The sequence below is a fragment of the Candidatus Protofrankia californiensis genome, from assembly GCF_900634765.1.
Classification (GTDB): Bacteria; Actinomycetota; Actinomycetes; order Frankiales; family Frankiaceae; genus Protofrankia; species Protofrankia californiensis.
This window is the reverse complement of the sequence record NZ_CAAAFT010000172.1, coordinates 1-3,309: the sequence shown is the minus strand read 5'-3', so window position 1 is coordinate 3,309 and position 3,309 is coordinate 1. Positions and strand designations below refer to the sequence as shown.

Sequence of the window (3,309 nt, the reverse complement as noted above, 5' to 3'; positions counted from 1 at the left end):
CAAGCATGCCCGCCGTCCGGCCGCCGGAACAATTCCCGGCGACCAGCCGGGGCCGGACGAGCTGGCGGAGGATGCCCATGAAGCCTGACGGCTCGTTCATGCGTTGAAAGGGGTATACAGCGCCCGAGCCGGACGCGACAGCGCGCAAGCGGCTCCCGCTGGTGCTCACCCGGATGTCACCACAGGCAGGAGCAACCATAAATGATCTCAAAGGCCAGCCTTCACCGGAGCACCCGGCGACATCTGTCGACCTCGGCGCGCTCCGGGCCGCCCCGGGAAACCCCGCCCAAGCCCGCGCCCACACCTCCGCCGAAGTGGCGCCGCTGGCTGCTGCCCATCGGCTTCGTGATCACAGCGGCCCTGCTGTTCGCTCCCAGCCTGTTCCCGAAGCAGACGACCTCATACAGCTTCACCCAGTTCACGCAGCAGGTGGACACCGGCAAGGTACAGGCTGTCACCATCAACGACAAGGGTGGCGTCACCGGAACACTCAAGGACGGAACCAGCTTCACCTCTCAGGTCCCGACAGCGCTGAACACCCAGGGAGTTCTCGACCGCATGGAGTCGAAGAACGTCGAGGTGAAGGCCACCCGGACCGGGACGTCCTTCCTGTCGGTCCTCCTGAGCTTCCTGCCGCTGCTCCTGCTGGTCGGGTTCTTCCTGTGGACCGGCAGGCAGGCCCAGCGTTCCCTGGCCGGCGGGCTCGGCGGCATCGGCCGGTCCCGTACGAAGATCGTGGATGCCGAACGTCCGACCACCCGGTTCGCCGACGTGGCCGGCTACGAGGGCGCGAAGCAGGAGGTCAGCGAGGTCATCGACTTCCTGCGCAACCCTGAGCGCTACCGGCAGGCAGGGGCGAGGGGACCGGGCGGGGTGCTCATGGTAGGTCCGCCCGGCACCGGCAAGACGCTGCTGGCCCGCGCGGTCGCCGGCGAGGCCGAGGTGCCGTTCCTGTCGGTGAGCGGGTCCGGATTCGTCGAGATGTTCGTGGGGGTCGGCGCCTCCCGCGTCCGTGACCTGTTCAACGAGGCACGCAAGCGTGCCCCGTCCATCATCTTCATCGACGAGATCGACGCGATCGGCGGCAGGCGGGGGTCGGGCCTGCTCGGCGGCAGTCACGACGAGCGTGAGCAGACCCTCAACCAGCTGCTCGCCGAGATGGACGGATTCGACCCGGCCGAAGGCGTGGTCGTCCTCGCCGCCACCAACCGGCCCGAGACCCTCGACCCGGCGCTGCTGCGCCCCGGACGCTTCGACCGGCAGGTCACCGTCCCGCTGCCGGCCCAGAGCGAGCGGGCCGCCATCCTCGCGGTGCACAGCCGGGGCAAGCATCTCGCCCCTGACGTGGACCTGTCCGTGGTCGCCCGCGGCACCCCGGGATTCTCCGGCGCGGACCTGGCCAATCTGGTCAACGAGGCGGCGATCCACGCCGTCCGGGACGGGCGCAACGTCATCACGGCCAAGGATCTCGACGCCGCCCGCGACCGGATCATCCTGGGCCGCCGGGACGCGACCAACGTGTTGCTGCCCGAGGAGAAGCAGTCGGTCGCCGTGCACGAGTCCGGGCATGCGCTGGTCGCCGCGCTGTCCCCGCACGCCGACCCGGTCTCGAAGATCACGATTCTGCCGGCCGGGATGGCGCTCGGCGCCACCCAGCAGCTACCCGAGGACGAACGGCACCTCTACACCGAGGGCTACCTGTACGACTCCCTCGCGGTACGCCTCGGTGGGCGGGCTGCGGAGCTGATCGTGTTCGGCCAGGGTTCGACCGGGGCCGCCAACGACCTGGCCAGCGCCACCGCGCTCGCCACCAGGATGGTGCGCGAGTTCGGCCTGTCCTCCGTCCTCGGGCCGGTTGGCTACAGCTCGGGCAACCCCCAGTACCTCGGCAGCGAGGAACTCGTCTCCCGGCCGTACTCGGAGGAGACCCAGCGGATCATCGACTCGGAGGTGGCCCGGCTGCTGCGGGAGGCCGAGGAACAGGCCGTGAAGCTGCTGCACGCACATCGCGAGGCGCTCGACGCGCTCACCGGCATCTTGCTGGAGCGGGAGACCGTGGACGGCAGCGTCCTGGACGACGTCCTGCGCGACCACGCTCCTGCCAGCACCTCTGATACCGGTGGTGCGGCCGTTGGGACCCGTGGTGGGCGGCCCGAGCCGGCTCCGCCACCCGAGCAGGCTCCGCCACGACCCGCCGACCTCGGCGTGGCCGGCCCCACGCAACATACGCAGCGGAAGCCGTAGGTAGTTCCGGTCGTCATGACGACGTTTTTCACCTACAGCTACGGAAGCCGTAGGTGGAAACCGTCGTCATGGTGACGCTTTCCGCCTATGACTTTCCGTGTCCGTAGGGCGGGACGAGGACGCCGGGGTTGAGCAGGCCGGCAGGGTCGAGAGCGTGCTTCACGGCCGCCAGCACGGCCAGCTCCGCCGGTGACCGTGACAGGCCCACCCAGGCCATCTTGGCCCGCCCGACACCGTGTTCGGCGCCGATGCTGCCGCCGTCGGCCGCGGCCCGGACGAGGATCGCTTCGGTGACGCCCTCCCGTCCACGGGCGTCGTCGCGATCCAGCCCGGTGACGTTGACGTGCAGGTTCGCCTCGGCAAGGTGGCCCCACAGATGCAGCCGGGCGGACGGCGCCATCGCCCGCACGAGGCCGCGCAGGTCGTCGACGAACGCGGACATCCGCGCGAGCGGGACCGCGACGTCAAGCTTGAGCGGGACGCCGACGGCGTTCACGGCCGCGGTGTGCCCCTCACGGTAGGTCCACAGTCGCTCCCGATCCGTGGCAGTGGTGGCAACCACCGCGTCCAGCACGCCGGTGGCGGTCTCGACCGCCGCGGCGAGGTCACCGGTCGGGTCAGTGGACCCGACGCACTCCACCAGCAGGTACGGGGTGTCCGGCGGGAACGACCGGCCGGGGAACGGAGCCGGCCGGCCCTGGTGGGCGCACACCAGGTCGACGCCGTCGCCGAAGACCAGCTCGACGGCGTCCAGGGAGGCCACCGTGGCCCGTAGCAGGGCGACGAGATCGACCGCGGCCGGCAGGTCCGCCATGGCGAGCAGGGCGGTAGTCCGCGCGGCGGGCAGCCCGGCCAGCCGCAGCTGCACCCTTGTGATGACTCCCAGGGTGCCCTCGCTACCGACGAACAGTGACGGCAGGTCGTAGCCGACGTTGTCCTTGGGCAGGCCTGAGAGCCGCCGCACCACGGCGCCGTCGGCCAGTACCACCTCGAGCCCGGCCACCTGGCCGCGGGTCATCCCGTGACGCAGCACCCGCTCGCCGCCGGCGTTGGACGCGGCGATAC

At 70.7% G+C, this 3,309-nt stretch carries 2 protein-coding genes; one reads left to right on the top strand and one right to left on the bottom strand.

What is annotated here, in order from left to right; translation table 11 throughout:
- Positions 1-201: 201 nt before the first annotated feature.
- Complete coding sequence (gene ftsH / locus DD1DGNOD_RS09640; protein ID WP_241251396.1) at positions 202-2,244, top strand: ATP-dependent zinc metalloprotease FtsH; 2,043 nt, start codon at positions 202-204, stop codon at positions 2,242-2,244.
- An 85-nt stretch (positions 2,245-2,329) separates the two neighbouring features.
- Here ftsH and DD1DGNOD_RS09635 read toward each other — a convergent pair.
- A partial coding sequence (locus tag DD1DGNOD_RS09635) for an FAD-binding oxidoreductase (RefSeq protein WP_131769940.1) occupies positions 2,330-3,309 on the bottom strand: 980 nt, incomplete at its 5' end.